This window comes from Brachybacterium hainanense (genome assembly GCF_042434575.1).
GTDB classification, from domain to species: Bacteria; Actinomycetota; Actinomycetes; order Actinomycetales; family Dermabacteraceae; genus Brachybacterium; species Brachybacterium hainanense.
In genome coordinates, this window is the sequence record NZ_JBHLSV010000001.1 from 59,616 (window position 1) to 79,173 (window position 19,558).

At 69.8% G+C, this 19,558-nt stretch carries 15 protein-coding genes; 5 read left to right on the plus strand and 10 right to left on the minus strand.

Features of this window, described 5'->3' with window-relative positions; genetic code table 11:
* The 3 genes from ACFFF6_RS00305 to ACFFF6_RS00315 are packed head-to-tail and all read right to left on the minus strand — an operon-like array spanning position 1 to position 3,050.
* Positions 1-1,428, minus strand: a complete 1,428-nt coding sequence (locus ACFFF6_RS00305; protein WP_376977149.1) for an MFS transporter — start codon at positions 1,426-1,428, stop codon at positions 1-3.
* A gap of 51 nt (positions 1,429-1,479) precedes the next feature.
* On the minus strand, positions 1,480-2,058 hold the full coding sequence (locus ACFFF6_RS00310) for a TIGR00725 family protein (protein ID WP_376977151.1): 579 nt from the start codon (positions 2,056-2,058) through the stop codon (positions 1,480-1,482).
* Complete coding sequence (locus ACFFF6_RS00315) at positions 2,055-3,050, minus strand: carbohydrate kinase family protein (RefSeq protein ID WP_376977153.1); 996 nt, start codon at positions 3,048-3,050, stop codon at positions 2,055-2,057. The genes ACFFF6_RS00310 and ACFFF6_RS00315 overlap by 4 nt, the downstream gene beginning before the upstream one ends.
* Before the next feature lie 101 nt (positions 3,051-3,151).
* Here ACFFF6_RS00315 and ACFFF6_RS00320 point away from each other — a divergent pair, with 101 nt between their 5' ends.
* A complete protein-coding gene (locus ACFFF6_RS00320) occupies positions 3,152-3,901 on the plus strand; it encodes a GntR family transcriptional regulator (RefSeq protein WP_376977155.1) in 750 nt (249 codons plus the stop codon).
* Between the two features lie 203 nt (positions 3,902-4,104).
* Here ACFFF6_RS00320 and ACFFF6_RS00325 read toward each other — a convergent pair whose 3' ends face one another.
* The gene (locus ACFFF6_RS00325; RefSeq protein ID WP_376977156.1) at positions 4,105-5,574 is read right to left on the minus strand and encodes a M60 family metallopeptidase; all 1,470 of its coding nucleotides are present in this window, start codon (positions 5,572-5,574) and stop codon (positions 4,105-4,107) included.
* Positions 5,575-5,905: 331 nt separating this feature from the next.
* Complete coding sequence (locus tag ACFFF6_RS00330; protein ID WP_376977158.1) at positions 5,906-7,078, minus strand: Gfo/Idh/MocA family protein; 1,173 nt, start codon at positions 7,076-7,078, stop codon at positions 5,906-5,908.
* A 213-nt stretch (positions 7,079-7,291) separates the two neighbouring features.
* Here ACFFF6_RS00330 and ACFFF6_RS00335 point away from each other — a divergent pair, with 213 nt between their 5' ends.
* The 3 genes from ACFFF6_RS00335 (at position 7,292) to ACFFF6_RS00345 (ending at position 10,950) form a co-directional block, all read left to right on the plus strand.
* Entirely contained in the window at positions 7,292-8,302 is a 1,011-nt protein-coding gene (locus ACFFF6_RS00335; RefSeq protein ID WP_376977159.1) for an ABC transporter permease, read from the plus strand.
* 80 nt (positions 8,303-8,382) lie between these two features.
* A complete protein-coding gene (locus tag ACFFF6_RS00340) occupies positions 8,383-9,243 on the plus strand; it encodes a carbohydrate ABC transporter permease (RefSeq protein WP_376977549.1) in 861 nt (286 codons plus the stop codon).
* Positions 9,244-9,312: 69 nt separating this feature from the next.
* Positions 9,313-10,950, plus strand: a complete 1,638-nt coding sequence (locus ACFFF6_RS00345) for a type 2 periplasmic-binding domain-containing protein (RefSeq protein WP_376977161.1) — start codon at positions 9,313-9,315, stop codon at positions 10,948-10,950.
* 100 nt (positions 10,951-11,050) lie between these two features.
* On the opposite strand, the gene ACFFF6_RS00350 is transcribed toward ACFFF6_RS00345, so the two are convergent.
* The 5 genes from ACFFF6_RS00350 to ACFFF6_RS00370 all read right to left on the minus strand — a co-directional run bounded on the left by ACFFF6_RS00350 (position 11,051) and on the right by ACFFF6_RS00370 (position 17,130).
* On the minus strand, positions 11,051-12,241 hold the full coding sequence (locus ACFFF6_RS00350; RefSeq protein ID WP_376977163.1) for an ABC transporter ATP-binding protein: 1,191 nt from the start codon (positions 12,239-12,241) through the stop codon (positions 11,051-11,053).
* Positions 12,238-13,281: an ABC transporter ATP-binding protein gene (locus ACFFF6_RS00355; protein WP_376977164.1), complete on the minus strand. Its 1,044-nt coding sequence runs from the start codon at positions 13,279-13,281 to the stop codon at positions 12,238-12,240. The genes ACFFF6_RS00350 and ACFFF6_RS00355 overlap by 4 nt, the downstream gene beginning before the upstream one ends.
* A gap of 71 nt (positions 13,282-13,352) precedes the next feature.
* Complete coding sequence (locus ACFFF6_RS00360; protein WP_376977166.1) at positions 13,353-15,026, minus strand: ABC transporter substrate-binding protein; 1,674 nt, start codon at positions 15,024-15,026, stop codon at positions 13,353-13,355.
* A gap of 40 nt (positions 15,027-15,066) precedes the next feature.
* A complete protein-coding gene (locus tag ACFFF6_RS00365) occupies positions 15,067-16,008 on the minus strand; it encodes an ABC transporter permease (protein ID WP_376977168.1) in 942 nt (313 codons plus the stop codon).
* A 12-nt stretch (positions 16,009-16,020) separates the two neighbouring features.
* A complete protein-coding gene (locus ACFFF6_RS00370; RefSeq protein ID WP_376977169.1) occupies positions 16,021-17,130 on the minus strand; it encodes an ABC transporter permease in 1,110 nt (369 codons plus the stop codon).
* Positions 17,131-17,438: 308 nt separating this feature from the next.
* Between ACFFF6_RS00370 and ACFFF6_RS00375 the strand changes: the two genes are divergently transcribed.
* On the plus strand, positions 17,439-19,481 hold the full coding sequence (locus ACFFF6_RS00375) for a S9 family peptidase (protein ID WP_376977171.1): 2,043 nt from the start codon (positions 17,439-17,441) through the stop codon (positions 19,479-19,481).
* Positions 19,482-19,558: the final 77 nt, after the last annotated feature.

Here is a 19,558-nt window from a genome sequence, read left to right on the forward strand (position 1 = left end):
TCAGGCCTGCCCGCCGGCCCCGTTCAGCTGCGGCTTCGGCAGCAGAGGCGTGATCAGCAGAGCCAGCAGCGCGATGCCCGCGCAGATCCACAGCCCGTGCGCGTAGCCGAGGGAGGACTCGGCCCCGGCGGGAGACCCGTTCGTGATCGCCTGGCCGACGATCGTGAAGGACAGGCCCGCCCCGATCGCGAAGGAGGCGCCGTTCAGGCCCGGCAGCAGACCCGGAGCGCTCGCGGGAGAGAGCAGCACGCCCAGGCCGTTGAGCATCACGTTCGTGATGCCCCCGTAGGTGATGCCCAGGACGAACAGCAGCACCCCGAACGCGATCGGGCTGCGCAGCCCCACGAGCGCGAGCGCCGCGATCACCACGGCCGAGCTGAGCAGGCCCAGCTGGAGGAGGCGGACGTAGCCCACGCGCGGGGCGAGCCGGCCGGCGAAGGGGCCCACGACCCAGCCGACCAGGGCGTACGGAGCGATGAACAGGATCGACGCGAGGGTCGCGCTCATCCCCCAGCCCGCGGCCGGGTTCTGCGCGAACGACGGACCGACCAGGTTCGCGACGGCCATGACCCCGGCGAGGGTGAGGATCGTGGTGAGCGGCATGGCCCAGATCGCCCGGTTGCCCAGCTGATCGGCGGGGATCAGCGGATCCCGGGCGCTGCGCTGGCGGGCGACGAAGGCGAGCAGCGCGAGAGCCGCGAGGGCGATGTATCCGAAGGCCCAGAGGCTCGGGAAGCGGTGCCCGAACGGGTCACCCCCGACGGCCCAGCTGAGGGCCACCACGACCACGGCGATGAAGGCGACGCCCCACCAGTCCATCCGTGCGCCCGGGGTGGCGATACCGGAGGGCACCCAGGCGATGACGGCGAGGATCGCGGCGATCGTGAGCACCAGGCACAGCGCGAGGATCGAGCGGAAGCCGAAGTGCTCGGCCATCCAGCCGCCCAGGATCACGTCGATGCCGGCGATGCCGCCGTTGATCGCGATGATCACGCCGAGCCGCGTCCCGTACTCCTTCTCATCGGGGATCGCCTCGCGCAGGGTCAGCAGGGCGATCGTGAACACGGGTCCGCAGGTGCCCTGGATGAAGCGGCCCACGTACAGCCACTCCACGGTGGGGCCGACCATGGCGATCACGGTGCCGGCCGCGAGGATCGCGAGCAGCACGAGCAGGACGCGTCGGCGTCCCACCATGTCCGACAGCCGCGGCATGAACACCTGGAAGATCGCCTTCGACAGGAAGAACAGGGCCGAGGAGAAGGCGATCGCGGCGGTCGTGACGCCGAGCTCGATCTCCATCTGGGTGACGGCGGGGTTGAGCATGGTCGCGTTCAGCTGGAACGCGATGACAGCCATGGTGAGGCCGGTCAGCAGGGTCGCCCTGCCGCGGGTGAGCGGCCCCTGCGGGGCCCGGGCGGATGTGGTCATCGACATCGATTCTCTCCTCGTCGAGAAAAGCGCGGGTGGTGGGGAGCGGGATCAGTCGCCCGCGTGACCGGTGTGGGCGGTGAGGCCCCCGGTGCGACGGGGCCGGGTGCTCGCAGCGAGCGCCAGCCGGACGGCGGCGGCGGGTGAGCCTGCGAACTCGAGCTCGGCGACGCGGCGCTCGTCGAGCCAGCGGCCGTCGACCAAGGCGTGCACGATGCGGTCGCTCCAGCCGCCGCTGCCGCGCAGGGCGATGACGGGCGTGCCGACGTCGTAGGCGATAGTCAGCTCGTTGAGGGTGCCGACGCCGCCGCCGATCATGATCAGCGCATCGCAGCAGCGGGCGGTGAGCAGGTTGCGCATCGTGCCCATGCCGGTCGGGAAGGCCAGGTCCAGGTGCGGGTTGGCGTGGGCGTGGTCGGCCTGGGGAAGGAAGCCGACGCTGAGCCCGTCCCTCTCCTGGGCGCCGCGCGCGGCAGCCTCCATGACGCCGCCGGTGCCGCCGGTCACCAGCACGGCGCCGTGTTCGGCGATCTCCCGTCCGGTCTCCTCGGCGGCCTCCAGCAGGGCGGCGGGCAGCACGACTCCGGGGCGGGAGGCGTTGCCGATGACGCCGATCGTCGTCTTCCTCATAGGGGGGTCACTCCTTCTGCGATGGCGGCGACGGTAGAGCGCCGGTCGCTCGTCTGGGGGCGGTGCAGGTCCAGGGGGCTCGAGCTCGCCAGGGCGGCGTGCGCCGCAGCCGATGCCTCGATCGCGGCCTCGAGGAGGGTGCGACCGCTGCGGTAGGCGTGAGCGAAGCTGCCGCAGAACACATCCCCGGCACCGGTGGCGTCGGCATCGGCCGGGGCGGGGAGCGCCGGCACGGACCACATGCGCCCGGAGGCGCGGTCGGAGACGAGCGCGCCGAGCTCGCCGCGCTTGAGGACGACGACGGGGGCGCCGTAGTCGTGGAAGCGGCGGACAAGGTCGCGATGGTCCTCGCCGGGGGCGAACACGTCGGTGTCGGAGGTGCTGGGGAGGAAGACGTCGAGCGCCCCGAGGTGCTCTTCGAGCAGCCCCTCCCCCTCACGAGCGAGCTCGGCCCGCGCGGGGCAGTCGGCCTGGACGTAGTCGGCGCCGCCGCGGCGCAGGGCGGAGGTGAGATCGGCGAAGCGGGTTCCGGGCAGGAGGCCGAGATGCCAGGAGCCGCCTCGAGCGCGCGCGATCGCCTCGAGCATCGCGGCATCCGGGAGGGAGGCGAGGGTACGGGCGGGGTCGCGGGTGGAGTCGGCGAACTGGGCCTGCACGTCCTCGGGAAGAACGGCGACCGCCTCGCGGGGGGCGGGCTGCGTCCGCGAGCCGTCCTCGCGGTAGGCGAAGGTGACCCGTGCAGTGCGGACGTCGGGGTGCCGATGGACATCGGCGACGTCGACACCGCGCGCAGCGATCCGGTCGATCGCGGAGTCGGGATAGTCACCGCCGACGACCGCGTGGGCCACAGGTCTGCCTCCGTCCTGCAGGGCCACGCCCATCGAGGCCCACAGGGCGTTGCCGCCCAGGCGGCCGGTGGACCAGCTGCCGTCGGCGTGGATGATCGCGTCGATGGTGAACCCTCCGACGGTGTGGATGGCTGCGATCGGCACCCGTACCTCCTGTGAACAACGCCGTTCGTTTGTCTAGTGCTAGACAATATACATACGGCGGTCCCCTTCGGCAACTGCCTGCCTCTGGCATGATGACAAGCATGGACATCCCGCCCGTTCGCGACCGCCGACCCCTCGCCGTCCAGGTCTACGACCGGCTCTATGACACCCTCATCCGCCCCGACGAGGACCTCGTCGTCCTCCCCACGGAGCAGGAGCTCTCACGACAGCTCGCCGTCAGCCGCACGACCGTCCGTCAGGCCCTCGCCCTGCTCGAGGAGGACGGCGTGCTCGAGCGCGGACCCGGACGTCGCCGGCAGGTCGCGCACCGGGCGCCGATGCCGATCGGGGCGGTCCGCCCCCTCGAGGAGATGCTGCTCAGCGGCGAGGAGGCCTCGGTCGAGCGCCTGGTACGGCGCATCTCCCCCGCGACCGGATGGAGCGCCCGACTCCTGGACATCGAGCGTGGCCGCGAGATCGCGACCTGGGAGAGCCTCGTGCGCGTGGGCGACACCGTCGTCGCGAGCACGCTCGAGGTCATCGAGGCCGCGCAGGAGCCGACCCCCGAGGGTGCGGGCACCATGTTCGCCCGGCTCGGCGCCCGCTACCGCAAAGCCGCCACCTTGACCTCCCTGCGCATGGCGCCCTCCACCTCCCCGACCCGCCGCTGGACCGGCTCCGCCCGACCGGAATGCCCCCTCGCCCTCACCGTCACCGCGAGCGCGCCCGGCGGCCCCACCTACCTCGCCAAGCACATCGTCGACGCCCGCACGGTCTCCTTGAACGTGCTGACCGACGCTCACGGCGACCTCGTCGACGAGCTCGACGCGCAGGACCTCTCCAGCCCCTGAGCCCGGCGCCTCGGTATGGTCCGCCGAGGCCTGCGAAGCCTATGCCCCCTGATCTGCGCAGATGACGGCGCCTGCGGACGACGTCGAGCATCGAGGAGACCGGGCTGCGCGAGGGCGAGGCGAGCATGCGGCGCCTCCGGACGCGGCCGCGCCGGGTCCGCGAGCAGCGAGCCGGTCGCCCCGCCCCGTCAGAGGACCGGCCCTCAGCCCAGGCCGTTGGCCCGGCGCAGCGTGGGCGAGGCGAGGACCTGGGCGGCAAGGGCCGCTCCGTCCTCGTCGCGGATCGCGGTGAGGTCCTGCTCCGGCTGGGGCAGGGCGAGCGCGGCGATGTCCTCGGCGATCGAGGGCCGATAGCGGATCCCCCAGGCGGCGGCGTACTCCCGCAGGTCCGCTCCGGCGGCCTTGGACAGGTAGTACACCAGCATCCCCAGGCGGTAGTCGTTGTCGTCGTAGTCGCCGGGCTCCGGCTTCTCCTCGCGGACCAGACGGTGCACGTCCCGGAAGAGCGCGTCGCCGTAGGCGAGGCGCAGCTGCTCGTACATGACGAGCTGCTCCATGATGGTGAAGGTCGTCAGGAAGTCGACGCCCTCGATCCCGATCTTGGGAACCGCGCTGCTCCAGACGGTCTCCCCCGTGGACTCCGGCACGTGCAGCCTCGGGGCCTGTCCGTAGAGCGTCCCGAACTTCCGGTTGACGGCGAGGGAGTACCAGTTCACGGTCGACTCGGTGAGGGCGGACGGCTTGTACACGGTCTGCTGATGCTGATGGCCCAGCTCGTGGTAGACGCCCCAGCCGCGCAGGCGCAGCGCGTCGACCGTGAGCAGACGGTCCTGGATCGGGGCGGGGAAGAGCATGTGCCCGTGGGTGGCGAAGGCGCCAACGCCCTCGATCCCCGCAGCCCGGGTGACGAAGTGGTAGCGGTGGTCCAGCCGCGCATGCAGGGCGCTCGTGTCGTCGAGGCCGGCGAGGGCGTCCTCGATGCCGATGATCTCCTCGAAGGTGCTCATGAGCCTCGCATGGTCCTCGCCGCGGAAGCGCCGAGCCGCCTCGATCTGCACGGTGACGAGGGCGTGGCTGCTCACGAGCTCCGCGTACGGGGTGTCCCGCGCATCGAGCTGATCCTGGAACTCGGACTCCGTGGTCGTGCCGTGGATGAAGAAGGGCATGCGTGCCGCGGCGGAGCCGAGGGTGGCGCGGAGATAGCCGCGATGCCCGATCACCTTCCAGTAGATGGGACCGCCGAAGGGATCGGTCACGGTGACCTTGCCCTTCTTCAGGGGGTACTCCCGCACGGCGCGCTTGGCCTCGTCGATCTCCGCGTCCGGTGCGCCGACGACGAGGATGTGCTCCTCGGCGGTCGCCTGGGAGACGGTGACCTCGAGAGCGACGTCGGGGGCCAGGTAGAAACCGGTCGGGTTGAGGTCGCTCGCGGAGAGCGCCTGGTAGGTGCGACCGTCTCCGACCTCGCGGGCTCGAGGGAAGGCGCTGACGGTCTGCGTCCGCGATGTCGTCGCGCCGCTCGCGGCCGATGCCTGCGGTGCGGTGATGGCCGGGGCGACCAGAACGGTGCCCGCGGCGGCGGCGCCGAGCAGGAGAGCCCGTCGGCTGAGACCGCGCGGCATCGAAGGGACGGCTGAGGGAGAGGGATGTGAATCGATTTGCTGGCGGGTCATGAGGAGGACCTCCGTCATTGCAGGTGGGTGACCCAGACCATACAACCCTCCCCGCGAACATGCAACGAACATGCCCATACGGGCATATATCCATCAAGAAGATGCATGTTCGAGCCTCTCGGGCCCCGCCAGATGGCACACCGGCGCTTCGAATCCTGCGCCTCCCGCCGCTCGCGCCGCGACAGGAGGCGCAGAGTGACCGCGCCGGAGCCTGACCCCGTCAGGCTCCGGCGCGGACAGAAGCGACGGCCTCGACGACACCGCCCTCGATACCGAGGAGCTGCGCCATCGAGGCCGCCGCAGAGGAAGAAGGGGCTGCCTTCTCAGCTCCTCAGGCCTGGCCGCCGTCGAAGTAGGCGCGCATCTCCGCCGGGACGGCGGGGATGTCGATCGGCACGCCGCCGCTGCGGATGGACTCCGCGCCGGCGCAGCCGGTCGCGACGGCCTCCCGCGCGGCGATCACGGACACGTCCGTCGCCCCGCCCTCGCGCACGAAGCGGAGGAACTCCGCGACGAGGTTCGGATCGGCGCCGCCGTGCCCGCCGTCACCGCGGGAGATGACCTCGACGTCGTCGGGGTGTCCCGGGCCGGAGCGGCGGGAGGACCAGATGTGGATCTGCTCGCCTCCGCCGTCCCCCATGTTCTCGATCCGACCGGCGTCGCCGATCACCGTGTAGTTGCGCCAGTAGTCCGGCGTGAAGTGGCACTGCTCGTAGGAGGCGAGCACCCCGTTGTCGAGGGTCATGTTGAGCATCGAGATGTCCTCGACGTCCACGACGGGGTTCAGCTCCTTCTGGGCGGTGGGCGGGAAGACGTCGGCGTCGTACCAGTCCCACATGCGGCGGTCGGAGTTGTCGCGACGATCGGTGATGTCGCCGTAGACCGCGAGGTCGCCGATCCCGGAGACGCGCCGCGTGTACCCGCCGGCGAGCCAGTGGATGACGTCGATGTCGTGGGCGCCCTTCTGCAGCAGCAGGCTGGTCGCCTTCGAGCGGTCGGCGTGCCAGTCCTTGAAGTAGAAATCGCCGCCGGTGCCGACGAAGTGCCGGCACCAGATCGCGCGCACGCGGCCGATGCGCCCGGAGTCGACGATCGCCTTCATCTGCCGGATCACCGGCATGTGCCGCATGTTGTGGCCGACGAACAGGCGGGTGCGCTTCTCCATCGCGAGGGCGAGCATCGCATCGGTGTCCTCGATCCGGATCGCCATCGGCTTCTCGGAGAACGTGGCGATCCCGGCGCCGAGGGTGACCAGGGCGATCTCGGCATGCGCGAAATCGGGGGCGAGGATCATGACGGCGTCGACCTCGTGCTCCGCCACGAGCTGCTCCACGCTGTCGACCAGGGCGATGTCCTCCCCGAGGGTCTTGCGCGCCTCCTCCTTCCCGCGCTGCGTCGGCTCGGCCACGACGGTCACCCGCGAACCCTCCCCCGGCTTGTGGGCGTGGCGGGACATCGGCCCGCGGGCGCCGAAGCCGATGATGCCGATCCTGAGGTCTTCCATGTGCTGGTTCCACCAATCCGGGAGTGCTGTCGAGGGTCATGCCGTGGGCTCCACGCCCGGCAGGCCCCACTATGCATCGATGCAGGGGGGCGTTCGGGGGGTCCGAGGGAGGTCGCCTGTCGGAGACGATCGCTGGACACCGCATGTGAAAGCATTTACTCTCGGGGGCACCCTGTCAAGGAGGACAGGCCCGGACCGAGAGGAACCCACTCCGTGACCATGTCGACCGAGCAGGAGAGCGCGCCGCCCGGGCCGCGCACCGGCCAGGAGCCGCCGCCGGCCTCGAGACCCGTCGGCCGCCCCGCCAGGAAGAGCATCGGGGCGCTGCTGAGGCGCGACTGGCAGATGCTCGTGCTGATGGTCCCCGGAGCGCTCTGCCTCCTGCTGTTCTTCTACATCCCGATCCTCGGCAACGTCATCGCGTTCCAGGACTACCAGCCCTATCTCAAGATCTGGGAGGCGCCGTTCGTCGGCTTCCAGAACTTCACGGACCTGCTCTACGACGACCGCTTCGGCCTCGCGCTGCGCAACACGATGGTCCTCGCCGCGCTGCAGCTGGTGCTGTTCTTCCCGCTGCCGATCGCGCTCGCCCTCATCGTCGACTCGATGATGACCCCGCGCCTGCGCCGGGCCTTCCAGTCGATCGTCTACCTGCCCCACTTCCTGTCCTGGGTGCTCGTGATCGCCCTGTTCCACCAGGTCCTCGGCGGAGCCGGGTTCATCAACCAGTGGATCGTGAGCCATGGCGGCGAGGCCATCGGGTTCATGACGAACCCGGACACCTTCCCGCTGCTGGTGGTCCTGCAGGTGGCCTGGAAGGACGCCGGTTGGGGCATGATCATCTTCCTCGCCGCGCTCGCGAGCATCGACGCCTCGCTCTACGAGTCCGCGGCCGCGGACGGCGCCGGCCGCTGGCGCCGGATCTGGCACATCACCCTGCCCGGCATGCGCCCGGTGATCGTGCTGCTGCTGATCCTGAACCTCGGCTCGATCCTCACCGTCGGCTTCGAGCAGTTCATCCTGCAGCGCGACGCCGTGGGGGCCGATGCCGCCGAGGTGCTGGACACCTACGCCTACTACACGGGCGTGATCGGCGGGTCCTGGTCGATGGGCGCCGCCGCGAGCCTCGCCAAGGGCGTGGTCGGCACGATCCTGATCCTCTCCGCGAACAAGGTCGCCCATCTGCTGGGCGAGGACGGCATCTACCGAGGGAGGCCCTCATGACCGCGACCGGCACGAGCGGGTCCTCGATCCATCAGCGCCTGTGGGGCTGGGCATTCGGCCGCTCCGAGCGCGCCGCCTGGATGGAGCGCCCCTCCGTCCCGATGTCCGGGGTGAAGGCCCTGGTCATCATCTTGGTGTCGATCTCCATCATCGTCCCGATGCTGATCGTCGTCTCGACGTCCTTCGCCTCCGACGAGCAGATCCGCGACGCCGGCGGGTACGTCCTGTTCCCCACCGATCCCACGCTCCAGGCGTACCGCACGATCTTCTCCAGCCCCCTGGTGTTCCGCGCCCTCGGCGTCAGCGTGTTCATCACCGTGATCGGCACGGTGCTCGCCCTCGCGGTGACCGTGAGCATGGCCTATGCGCTCAGCCGGCCCGTGATCGGCGGGAAGTTCATGCTCATGGCGATCATCGTGACGATGTTCTTCAGCCCGGGCATCATCCCGATGTACCTCATGATCAAGGAGCTGCACCTGCTGAACACGGTGTGGTCGCTGATCCTCCCGGGGCTGTTCGCGGCCTTCAACTTCATCATCATGCGGTCCTTCTTCATGGGCATCCCGAAGGAGCTGCTGGAGTCGGCGCGCATCGACGGCGCCTCCGACTTCACGATCCTGAGGAAGATCGTGCTGCCGCTGTCCAAGGCGGTCATCGCGGTGATCGGCCTGTTCTACGCGGTGGGGTTCTGGAACTCGTTCTTCAACGCGATGCTCTACATCTCCGACCAGACCCTGTGGCCCATCCAGCTGATCCTGCGCAGCTATGTCATCCAGGGGACCTCGCTGACCGCGGACCAGCTGGGGGTCGCCCAGGCGCCTCCGCCGCAGTCGATCAAGATGGCCGTCGTCGTCGTGGCCCTCGCCCCCATCGTCCTCGTCTACCCGTTCCTCCAGAAGTACTTCTCCAAGGGCGTCATCACCGGCGCCATCAAGGGCTGATCAGCCATCCCACAGGACTGATCGTCTCTGCTCCTGGCATTCCCCGTCCCACTCCCGAAAGGCATGACCATGACCTTCTCCCTGCGTCGACGCGACGTCCTGGCCGCCGGCGTCGCCGGCACCGTCGCCCTCGGAGCGGCCGCGTGCTCCGGCGGCTCGACCCAGGAGGGCGGAGCGGAGGCATCGGCCGATGTCACGCTCCCCACCTACCAGCCGATCGAGGGCCTCAGCCCGGACCTGCCCGGCAACGAGCAGGGCCTGCACAACGTGTACCTCCAGGCGCCCGCCGAGCTGCTCACCACGACCGATGCCCCGCCCATCACCTCCGGTGAGATCACCGCGCTCACCCAGACCTTCGCGACGCCGTCGCCGCCGATGCAGGACAACGGGTTCTGGCAGCGGCTGAACACGGCGCTCGGCGGGACGCTGAAGCTCGACATCGTCGTCGACTCGTACCCGGAGAAGTTCGCGACGATCCTCGCCTCCGGGGACCTGCCCGACCTCATGTGGGTGCCGCCGAACCAGGGCATCCCGAACGTCGGCCCGATGCTCGAATCGCAGTTCACGGACCTCACGGAGTACCTCGCGGGCGACGCGGTGCTCGAGTACCCGAACCTCGCGGCCCTGACCCCGGGCTCGTGGCGGACCGCGGTCGTCAACGGCCGGATCTGGGGTGCGCCGATCCCGTCCACGCCCTTCGGCCAGGTGTACCTCGGCAACCCCGACGTGTGGGAGTCGGTGGGAGGCTTCCAGGCCAGCAGCGCGCAGGAGTTCCTCGACAAGTGCACCGAGATCCTCATCCCGGGCAAGCGCTGGGCGCTCGAGCCGTTCCTGCCCAACGCGTTCCACATGTTCAGCCAATGGCACGGCGTCCCCAACGGGTACCGCGTCAACGAGGACCGCACCCTCACCGCGAACTTCCAGACGGAGGAGTACCTCGAGACCCTCGAGTACGCGCAGAAGGTGTTCAAGGCCGGCGCGTTCTACCCTGATCTGAACCTCGCCGAGGGCGCCCAGTACTTCGCGAACGGCTCGATCGGCGCGATGGTGGAGGTCGGCCCGCGCGGGGCGACGGCCGTGCGGAACCTGAACCCGGAGATCCGCTCGGAGATCATGATCCCCTTCGCCGCGGTCGAGGGCCGGAAGCCGAACTACAACATGGGCTACGGGACCGTCGGCTACACGCCGTTCCGAAAGACCGACGACGAGGCGAAGATCCGCGAGCTGCTGGACCTCGTGAACTGGCTGTCCGCACCGTTCGGCACGACCGAGTACATGCAGAAGTCCTGGGGCACCGAAGGGGAGGACTACACACTCACCGACGGCAACTACGTGCTCACGGAGTCCGGTCAGAAGGACGTCCCCGGGCTGCGCTCGGCTCTTGACATCATGACGGCGGGCGAGGGCGTCATCTACAACTCGATCCCCGAGGACTCGGAGTACATCTACGAGCAGGAGAAGAAGCTGCTCGAGCTCGCGCAGGTCAGCCCCACCAAGGGCCTGTACTCCGACACCGCGTCCTCCAAGGGCACCGAGCTGTCCACGCGCGTGAACGATGTCCGCAACGACGTCATCCAGGGCCGCAAGACCATCGACGACTTCACCGCCGCGGTGAAGGAGTGGGAGGAGCGCGGCGGCAAGAAGATCCTCGAGGAGTATGCGGCCGTGCTGCCCGAGGACGTGGCGGTGACGCCGCCGAACCGCTGATCCCCTCGTTCGGAGCCTCTGCCCGACGGCAGGAGAGGGCCGGTGCGCGATCGCGCACCGGCCCTCTCCCAGGCTCGGCGACCGGTCCCCGGCGACGTCCTCAGGAATCGGACTCCGGCTCGTCCTCGCGGTCGAAGACATCGGCGATATCGGGGGCGCCGCCGTCGGGAAGCTCCGCCGCCGCTTCGATCGGAACGCCGAATCGGATGGTCTCCTGCCGCAGCAGATGCGCCTTCCCCTCCTGATGGAGCCAGCACCGGGCCCAGTGGCCCGGTGAGATCTCGATCTTCTCCGGCTGCTCCCGGTTGCAGATCTCCATCGCGAAGGGGCAGCGAGGATTGAAGCGGCAGCCCTTCGGCGGGGTGATCAGGCTGGGCGGCTCCCCCAGATCCCCGACCTCGTCGAAGAGCGACTGCTGGTCGCCGTCCAGCCCGCGCGCCGGATCCGGGGAGGAGTCCAGGAGCAGTCGGGTGTACGGGTGCTGCGGGGACTGGATGACGTCCTCGGAGGAGCCGCCTTCGATCATCTGCCCCGCGTACATGACGTTGATGCGGTCCGCGATGTACCGGGCGGAAGCGATGTCGTGGGTGATGTAGAGCAGGGCCAGGCCCTCCTCGTCCCGGAGCTTCTTCAGCAGGTTCAGGACGTCCAGACGGATGGACACGTCGAGCATGGAGATCGGCTCGTCGCCCAGCATCACCTGCGGCTCCACCGCGAGGGCGCGTGCGATCACGATGCGCTGGCGCTGGCCGCCGGAGAGCTCGTGCGGGTATTTGTCGATGTACTGCTCCGGCGGGGTGAGGTTCACGCGCCGCAGCAGCTCGTGGATCTTCTCCTCGGTCTCCCGGCGGGATCGGGCCCGGCCGTGGATCCGCAGCGCCCGCCCCAGGATGTGGCGGATGGGCTTGAGCGAGTTCAGCGAGGCGAAGGGGTCCTGGAACAGCAGCTGGACCTGGGCGTAGTAGTCGCGGGCCCTCTTCCCGGAGACGTGGTCGACCAGCTTCCCGTCCAGCAGGATCTCGCCGGAGGTCGCCTCGTAGTAGAGGCTCAGCAGGCGGGCGACCGTCGTCTTGCCGGATCCCGACTCGCCGACCATCGCGACGATCTCGCCGCGGTGCAGCTGCAGGTCGATGTCCTCGACGGCCCGCACGATCGAGGTGCCCTTCCGGCCGCGCACCTCGAAGTGCTTCGTGACTCCGCGGGCCTCGAGGACCACCTCCGCCGCGCCGGGCTGGGCGGGGCGATGCGGGGACGGGGACGGGGACGGGCTCGTGCTGGCGTGGGTGCTCATGCGGCACGTCCCTTCACGGACTCGGGGGCCGCGTCCGGCTCCCGATCGGCATGGTGGAGATGACAGGCGGCGTCGACCTGGTCGCCGACGGCGACGAGCGGAGGACGCTGCGTCCCGCACAGGTCGAAGGCCTCCGGGCAGCGGTCCGCGAAGGCGCAGCCGGCGGGCAGGTTCCGCAGATCCGGGGCGGAGCCGGGGATCCCGTGCATCTCCACGAGCGGGGCATGCAGGGGCGGGAAGGAGTCTCGCAACGCCTTCGTGTACGGGTGGCGGGGACGGCGGTAGAGCTCCTCGGCCGGTCCGATCTCCACGATCTTCCCGGCGTACATGATCGCGAGCCGGTCCGAGAGCTCCAGCAGCAGCGACAGGTCATGGGTGACGAAGATGATCGAGAATCCCAGCTCGCGCTGCAGCCGCAGCACCTGGCTCATGATGGTGCGCTGCATGACGACGTCGACCGCGGTCGTGGGTTCGTCCATCACCACCAGGTCCGGGTCGCAGGCGAGCGCGAGCGAGATGAGCGAGCGCTGACGCATCCCGCCGGACATCTCGTGCGGGAAGGAGTCGAGCCGGTCCCGGGGGATGCCGGAAAGGGTGAGGAGGTCTCCGGCCCGTCGGAGCGCCTCCTTCGTGGTCATCCGCGGGTCGTGCTCCCGGAGCACGTCGACGAACTGGGCTCCGAGCCGCTTGACCGGGTTCAGCGCATCCATGGCGCTCTGCATGACGATCGCGAGCGAGCTCCATCGCAGGCGGCGCAGCTCCTTGTCGGTGCGGGGCACGAGGTCCAGGACGGAGCCGTCCTCCCCGTGGTACAGCACCGTCCCGCCGACGGTGACCGCCGGGGAGCGCTGCAGCCGCAGCAGCGCCGTGGTCAGAGTCGACTTGCCCGAGCCCGACTCCCCCGCGAGTCCCAGGATCTCGCCGCGACGCAGCGTGAACGAGGCATTGCTGACGGCGCGCACGGCGCCGTTCAGCGTCAGGTAGTCGACGCTCAGGTCCTGCACGTCGAGCAGGACCTCTCCGACGTCTCTGCGAGGCACGGGTTCTCCTTCGATGGGGGTGGGCGGGCGCCGGCGCGGCGCCCGCCCGCGACGAGGCAGGGCCGATGCGGTCAGGCGGTCGGCGAGAGCTTGGCCATGGTCTGCCAGCCCTCGGGTCCGTAGGGCCGCGGGATGATCGCGCCCTCCGGGAGCGGGATCTCCGGGAATCCCTCGAAGTTCTTCCCGCTCGCCTCGAGGAAGGAGGCGGAGGAGTTGAACGGACCGAAGTAGCACTGCTCGACGACGATCCGCTGCATCTGCTGGTTCAGCTCGAGCAGCTTCGTCTCGTCGTACTCGCCGGCCGCCGCATCCAGGAGGGCGTCGAGCTCGGGGTTCTTCACGCGCCCGTAGTTGATGTCGGTCGCCTCCCCGAGCGGGACGGCGTTCTTCGAGTGGAAGTCGGCGTAGACGCGGGCCAGATGAGGACCGCCGCCGACCCAGGACATGCCGAAGTCGAAGTCCCCGCTGGAGAACTGGTCCCAGATCTGGGCGTCGGGGATCTTCAGGACGGACACGTCCAGGCCGAGGACCTCCTTGAGCTGCGCCTTCACGCCATCGGACCAGGTCGACCAGTTCACGTAGTCGGAGACCGTCTTGTAGGAGATCTTGTAGGTCTTCCCATCCTTGACCAGCGCCCCGCCCTCGACGGTCCAGCCGCCGTCGGCCAGATGCTTCTTCGCCGCCTCCGGGTCCGCGGTGTGCGGAGCCCGGTACTCCTCCAGGATCGCCTCGCCGAAGACCTTCTCCGACATGGTCGTGGGGCTCGTCGAGTCCAGGCCGATGTCGTAGAGGGAGTGGATCGTGTCGGTGTCGAGCGCGGCGTAGACCGCGTTGCGCACGTGCACGTCGTCGAAGGGCGCTTTCGCGGTGTTGAAGATGATCGCCTCGGAGCCGACGAGGGGGACGGTCCAGTAATGGTTCCCCTTGGCGATGACGGTCTGCTCGGCGTCCTGGAGGCCGAGGGTCGCGATGTCCAGGGTCCCCTGCAGCACCATCGACTTCCCGATCTCCGCGCTGCCGTACGGCGCCCAGTTGACGGTGGAGATGTGGTCCCACGCCCCCATGAAGTGGTCATCGCGCACCGCGAGGGACACCCGCTGCGGGGTGAACTCCTGGACCGTGAGCGGGGAGGACGTGACCGGGTTCGGGTTGGTGAAGGTGGACAGGTCCTCCGTGGAGAAGACGTGCTTGGGATACAGCGGCACGACGGCGAGCGCGCGGTCGCCGTTGGAGTCCGCGTTCTCCTCGCTCCAGGTGACCTCGGCGGTGAACTCGTCCAGCGCGGTCACCTCGAAGGGATAGGAGGTGACGTTCGCCTGCTGCTCCTCGGCCTGCTTCGGAAGCTCCATCACGGTGTAGACGAGGTCGGCGGTCGTGATCTTCTCGCCGTCGGACCAGGTCGCGTCGTCGCGCAGGGTCACGGTGGCCTTCCGCGCCTCGGGATCGAACTCGATGCTCTTGGCGAGCCACGGGACGATCTCGTACTGCTTGTTCATGTCGAGGTAGGCGAGCGTGTCGTACAGGTAGTTCGAGCCGACGACGCCGTCAGTCGGGGAGAACGGGTTGAAGTTCTCGATGAAGGTGGGGCGCACGCCGAAGGGGTTGACGGTGATCGAGGCGCCGCCGCCGGTGGAGGTGCCGCCGTCGCCGGCGGTCTTCTCGAAGCTGCATCCGGCCAGCGCGCCGGCGGCCAGAGCGGCCGAGGATCCGGCGAGGAAGCGCCGGCGGGTGGTGCTGAGGGTCATGTCGTTGCCTGTTCTGCGAAGAGGAGGGGGTGCTGCGAGATCAGGCCGCGGTGCGCTCCAGCGCGCGGGCGGCCTTCCGCTGACCGGTGAGGAACCGTCGGACGGCCTTCTCGTTGCCGGTGCGGAGCTTCGGGTTCGTGACCTCGTCGAGGCCGAAGTTCACGAAGGCGGTCGCCGTGCCGATGACGGCGATCGCGAGTCCCGGCGGCAGGAACCACCACCACCAGCCGAGCGTCAGCGCTCCCTGGTTCTGCGCGTTGGTGATCATCGTCCCCCAGGAGATGACCCCGCCCGTGGAGACGCCCAGGAAGTTCAGGCCCGCCTCGGCGAGGATGCCGGCCATGATCGCGGCCAGGAACCGGGCCGAGATGATGCCCAGGAGGTGCGGCATGATCTCGGAGAAGATGAGGCGCCAGGTCGACTCCCCGAGCAGCCGCGTCGCCATCGAGAAGTCGCGGCCGCGCAGCGTGAGCGTCTGCGCGCGCATGTAGCGGGCCATGCCCGGCCATTCGAAGATGCCGATCAGGAACGCCATGAGGACCCAGCCCATGCCGGCGGATCCGGGCCCGCCGGCGGCGGAGATGTAGCCCGCGGCGATGAGCGTGAGGGCGAAGGACGGGATCGTGATGAACACGTTGGTGATGGCGGTGACGACGGTGTCGAAGATGCCGCCGAGGTAGCCGGCGGACACACCCAGCACCGCGCCGATCGAGCAGGCGAGCAGGGCGGAGAGCGAGCCGACGGCGAGGGATCCGCGGGCGCCGGAGACGAGCTGGGCCAGGACGTCCTGGCCCGAGACCGTCGTCCCCAGGGCATGGCCGCCCACCCCGGGCGGGGTGGCGATGCTGTCGTAGTCGACCTCGAGGGGCCCGAAGCCGTAGACCTCGAGGATGACGTCGCCGAACACGGCGACGGCGGCGCACAGGCCGAAGACGATCAGGCCGAACTGGACACGGCGGTTGCGGAGGAATCCGGTGAACATGTCTGCGGGTCCTCAGTTCGTCTCGGCCGCACGGGGATCGAGCAGCACGTAGATGGAATCGGCGATGAAGTTCGCGGCGATCGCGGTGAACGTCAGCATGAGCAGGACCGTCTGCATGACCGGGAAGTCATGCCCGGTGATCGAGGTCTGCAGCAGGTAGCCCATGCCGGGATAGGTGAACACGGCCTCGATGAGCACCGCGCCGCCGATCACGCCGCCGATCGCCATCGCGAGGCCCGTGACGTTGGGCAGGAGCGCGTTGCGGGCGGCGTATCCGAACAGGACGGTCCGTTCGGGCAGTCCCTTGGCGCGCGCCATGAGGACGTAGTCCTCCGTGACGGTCGCGACCATGACGTTGCGCATCGAGAAGAGCCAGCCGTTGAAGCCGATGAAGATGAGCGCGAACATCGGCAGCGCGCCGTAGAAGAACACGCTCATGACGAAGTAGAAGTTGTTGAGCGACATCGGGACCGACGGGTCGTATCCGCCGGAGACGGGGAACCACTCCAGCTGGATCGAGAACACCCACAGCAGCACGAGGGCGATCCAGAACCCGGGGAAGGCATGGAAGAACGTCGAGAGCGGGGCGAACCAGGAGTCGAAGCGGCTGCCGGGCTTCCAGCCCATGATCGCGCCGAGCGCGGTGCCGATGATCCAGGCCACGATCGTGCTCACGCCGATGAGGAACAGCGTCCACGGCAGCGCCTGCAGGACGATGTCCGCCACCGGGGTCGGGTAGTGCGCCGTGGAGACCCCGAAATCGAACCGGAACACGCCCACCCAGTAGTCGAGGTACTGCTGGAGGATGTTCTCCGTCGGATTGCCGTACATGCGGCGCACCGACTCGACCTGCGCGTCAGTGGGAGGCTGCCCCGTGTTCTGCCGGATGCTGCGCAGCACGGCCTCCGCCGGATCGCCCGGCATGAACCGCGGGATGATGAAGTTCAGGGTCACCGCCGCCCAGATGACGACGAGATAGCTCCCCAGACGTCTCAGGACGTAGGCCTGACGTCCCTTCCCGGGAAGCACCCCCCCCCCGGCGATTCCGGGCCTCAGGCGCGGCGGGCTGAGCGGCTCCTCCAGGACGACATCCCGGTGGCCGGTGGCGGTGGCCTGGCTCATGGCGACGACGACCTTTCCTGACAGGTGGAGCGAGGGCGCGGGCCCAGCGGCACCGCACAGGGACGCCCCACGGGACTGCTCCGTCCCGTGAGGGCGATCACCTGCGATAACGTTTTACAGAGCGTAGGGTCCGCCCTGCGGGACGTCAACTCCCATCCATCACGGACGGGTCACGATCCCGGCCCGCGCCCGCATCCGGCCCATCGGCCCTGCTCACAGGCCGAAGCACGGCCCATCACCGCCCGTCGACCACCCGATACGATCGACGCACCGACACAGCTGTCCCCGAACGGAAGGCACACCCCGCCATGGACGATCGCCCCCTCCTCGACCTGCTCGACGCCGCGCGCCTGTCCGGCCTCATGACCACGGACGGAGGCAGGATCCTCGCGAAGGTCTCCCGGCCGGACGCCAAGGGCACCGGCTACCGGACCGAGCTGGTGGAGCTGCTCGGGCAGGAGCTGGTGACCCTCACCCGCGGCAGCGCCTCGGTGGGCGCAGCCGCCGCCTTCGAGGACGGCACCACCCTGTTCACCGCGAAGCGCGCCGGCGAGGACGGGGACAGCGCCGAGGACGCTCAGCTGTGGGCCCTCCCCCTCCGCGGCGAGGCGCGGGAGATCGCCTCCCGCCCCGGCGGGTTCGGGGACCTGCACGTGGGCGACGGCGTGCTGATCGCGGAGCTGCCCGTGCACTCCCAGGCGACGACCGAGGCCGAGCACGCGGAGCTGTCGAAGACCCGCGCCGACGCCAAGGTCACCGCCGCCCTGCACACCGGCTTCCCGACCCGATACTGGAGCGCGGACCTGGGCCCGGCCCGCGACCTGCTCGCCGTCGCCGAGCTCCCCGCGGACCTCCTGCGCGCCGCGCCGACCCCGGATCCGCAGGCCTCGGCGGGCGGGGCGGACGATGATGAGCCGCAGGAGTCCGTCCTCCACTTCCGCTACGTCACGATGCCTCCGGGGCGGCTCACCGGCTGGACCGCCGACCGCGCCGGAACCCGGGCGCTCGTGGCGATGCAGGACTCGATCGGCGAGCTCATCGGCGTCCCGCACCTGTATCTGCTGGATCTCACCGGACAGGAGGAGCCCCGCCTGGTCCGCGCCGGCACCGCGACGGAGGAGTTCCACCCCGGCCCCTTCTCCCCCGACGGGACGCTTGCGCTCATCAGCCGCGAGCAGACCTGGTCGGAGACCGCATCGGCCGACGGAAAGGTCCAGGTCCTGGATCTCTCCACCGGTGACGCGACGGACCTGTGGCCCGAGCTGGACCGCTGGATCGACCCGGTGTGGCTGGACGATGCGACCGTGGTCGCCGCGAGCGACGACACCGGCCGCGGCTCGCTGTGGATCGGGGGCCTGTCCGATCCCGTCCCGCGCCGCCTCGCGGGCGGGCCGGGGCAGCCGCTCTCCTTCGGCGGGGTCTCGGTCGCGGCGGGGAAGGTCATCGCCTCCGCCTCCGGCGTGGCCGTCGCCCCGCATCCCGTGCAGGTGGACCCGGCGGACGGCACGCTCGTCGCCCTGCCGAACCCGGCCGAGGTCCTCTCCCAGTCCGGCTCGCTCACCGAGGTCGCCGCGACCGCGCTCGACGGCACGGATCTGCGCGCCTGGCTGCGTGTGCCGAACGGCGAGGGCCCGCACCCGCTGGTCGTCTTCGCGCACGGCGGGCCCTGGGGTTCGTGGAACGCCTGGACCTACCGCTGGAACCCGGAGCCCTTCGTCGCCGCCGGCTACGCGGTGCTGCTGCCGGACCCGGCGATCTCGACCGGCTACGGCCAGGCGATGATCGAGCGCGGCCAGCACGAGCTGGGCGGCGCGCCGTTCACCGACATCATGGCGCTCGTGGACGCCACGGTCGCACGCGGGGACATCGACGAGGAGCGCACCGCCTTCTCCGGCGGCAGCTACGGCGGCTACATGGCCAACTGGGTCGCGGGGCACACCGGCGACCGCTTCCGCTGCATCGTCACCCACGCCTCCCTGTGGGACACCGAGACGATGGGGCACACGACCGACAACTCCGGCTGGGACCGGCCCATGCGCCCGCAGAACCCGAAGTACAACCCGAAGGAGTACGTCCGGGACATCACCGTGCCGATGCTCGTCATCCACGGCGACAAGGACTACCGGGTGCCGATCGCCCAGGGCCACGCCCTCTGGTACGACCTGCTGACCTTCTCGGCGACGCCGAAGGATGAGCAGGGCCGCACCCGTCACCGCTTCCTGTACTTCCCCGACGAGGGCCATTGGATCCTGGGCCGCGGCAACGCCGAGGTCTGGTACCGCACGTTCCTCGCCTTCCTGGACGAGCACGTCCGCGGCGAGTCCTGGGACCGCCCCGCGACCCTCGGCTGAGAGAGATCCCCGCTCGGTCTCGGGTCCGTCGCGACCCGATGTCGAGCGCCGGCTCCCGGGGCCGCACGGGGGACCCG

Bases quoted from the DNA above. Each gene is read 5' to 3' on its own strand.
- ACFFF6_RS00305 (WP_376977149.1), bottom strand. From the start codon at position 1,428: ATGACCACATCCGCCCGGGCCCCGCAGGGGCCGCTCACCCGCGGCAGG.
- ACFFF6_RS00310 (WP_376977151.1), bottom strand. From the start codon at position 2,058: ATGAGGAAGACGACGATCGGCGTCATCGGCAACGCCTCCCGCCCCGGA.
- ACFFF6_RS00320 (WP_376977155.1), top strand. From the start codon at position 3,152: ATGGACATCCCGCCCGTTCGCGACCGCCGACCCCTCGCCGTCCAGGTC.
- ACFFF6_RS00325 (WP_376977156.1), bottom strand. From the start codon at position 5,574: ATGACCCGCCAGCAAATCGATTCACATCCCTCTCCCTCAGCCGTCCCT.
- ACFFF6_RS00330 (WP_376977158.1), bottom strand. From the start codon at position 7,078: ATGGAAGACCTCAGGATCGGCATCATCGGCTTCGGCGCCCGCGGGCCG.
- ACFFF6_RS00340 (WP_376977549.1), top strand. From the start codon at position 8,383: ATGGAGCGCCCCTCCGTCCCGATGTCCGGGGTGAAGGCCCTGGTCATC.
- ACFFF6_RS00345 (WP_376977161.1), top strand. From the start codon at position 9,313: ATGACCTTCTCCCTGCGTCGACGCGACGTCCTGGCCGCCGGCGTCGCC.
- ACFFF6_RS00350 (WP_376977163.1), bottom strand. From the start codon at position 12,241: ATGAGCACCCACGCCAGCACGAGCCCGTCCCCGTCCCCGTCCCCGCAT.
- ACFFF6_RS00360 (WP_376977166.1), bottom strand. From the start codon at position 15,026: ATGACCCTCAGCACCACCCGCCGGCGCTTCCTCGCCGGATCCTCGGCC.
- ACFFF6_RS00365 (WP_376977168.1), bottom strand. From the start codon at position 16,008: ATGTTCACCGGATTCCTCCGCAACCGCCGTGTCCAGTTCGGCCTGATC.
- ACFFF6_RS00370 (WP_376977169.1), bottom strand. From the start codon at position 17,130: ATGAGCCAGGCCACCGCCACCGGCCACCGGGATGTCGTCCTGGAGGAG.
- ACFFF6_RS00375 (WP_376977171.1), top strand. From the start codon at position 17,439: ATGGACGATCGCCCCCTCCTCGACCTGCTCGACGCCGCGCGCCTGTCC.